The following is a 1,312-nucleotide window of genomic DNA, read 5'->3' as shown; positions in this document are numbered from 1 at the left end:
GTCCGGTCGGTTTGGATTCGCTTGATGCGCTGCAAATCAGCGTTGCCTTGCAACAGTATTTCCAAGTGCGCCTGCAGGGCGACCGTATGGTGCGCAAACATATGATGTGCGTACGCGATTTGGCGGCGTTTATCCGTGCGGAGCATGGCGCGTGAGTTGGGTTTGCGGTACGGCGGCCACTTCTGCCTTGAATCCGCAAACGGATTTCAGATGGCCTGATGCGGTGTCTTATACGTTTTTAAACCAGCCGCAGCAGGCTGCTTATTTTCGTGCATTCGCCGGCGACAGTTTGGGGCGGAAGGAATTTGCGGATATTGCCGAACAACATTTGCGCCGAGCCGCCGAAAATGCAGGCTGGCCGTCTGAAAGCTGGCATGATGCGCCGGTGTTTATCGGTTCCAGTTCCTATTCCATCTCCGAATATGAAAACCGTCATTTTGCAGGCAATAGGGTGGTATAGGAACATAATCTGCTTTATCTCGCCGAAGATTTGCGCCGGCGCAGCGGCAATCGGCAGATTTTCAGTTTCGCTACTGCCTGCACTTCATCCGCCCATGCGCTGATTCAGGCGGATAACTGCTTGCGCGGCGGGGCGGAGCGTGCCTTTGTGCTTGGCATTGAAAACCTCAACCGGCTGACTTTGCTGCATTTTCACAGCTTGGGTTTGCTGGCCGAACACTATCAGCCTTTTGGCGGAAACGGTTTGATTTTAGGCGAAGGTGTTGCCGCGCTTGCCTTATCTTCTGCTGCTCCCGAATCTTCTTCAGGCCGTCTGAAACTTATCGGACACGCCGCCAATACAGGCAATGACCTGATTCAAAGCGATGGCCAAGCGCAAGAGCAGGTGATGCGTCGAGCTTTGGATGTTGCAGGCATCGCTCCTGAAAGCATTGCAGCCGTTAAAACACACGGCATCGGCACGGCTGACAGCGATGCCGCCGAATTGGCCGCACTGGAAAATATATTCGGTACACTGCCGCCTTTGATGGCGTTCAAACCGCAAATTGGACACACGCTTGGCGCCACGGCAGCCCTTGAAACAGCCCTGCTTTTATCCGCTTTAAAACAAGGCGGAAGCAACGATTATCAGGGGCGGAAAATTTGTTTTTCCGAATGTGCAGCTTCACAAAAAGGCGGCTTTTTCTGTTTGGCCAATCAGTTTGGTTTTGGCGGCAGCAACACATCTTTGGTATGGCAATGGCAACCGTAAATCCTAATATCCATATTACCGCCGCTGTGCGTTTTGATACTGACGCTGGCACCGGCGGTAAAATCCTCAAACAAACCTTAAAGCAGCAAAGCGGTATAGATA

The 1,312-nt window shown here is 52.5% G+C and carries 1 protein-coding gene and 1 pseudogene; both read left to right on the top strand.

Going from position 1 to position 1,312, the window contains the following annotated elements; all coding sequences use genetic code 11:
* Window positions 1-155: acyl carrier protein (locus ACTHUM_RS14375; RefSeq protein WP_440403207.1), on the top strand; the 155-nt coding region annotated here is incomplete at its 5' end.
* Window positions 152-1,210, top strand: a pseudogene (locus ACTHUM_RS14370) (beta-ketoacyl synthase N-terminal-like domain-containing protein). The gene ACTHUM_RS14375 and the pseudogene ACTHUM_RS14370, both read left to right, overlap by 4 nt.
* Window positions 1,211-1,312 lie beyond the last annotated feature (102 nt).

The sequence above is a fragment of the Neisseria sp. P0021.S006 genome (assembly GCF_051956895.1).
The sequence above is the reverse complement of the archived record's forward strand: the minus strand, read 5'-3'. Positions and strand labels throughout refer to the sequence as shown.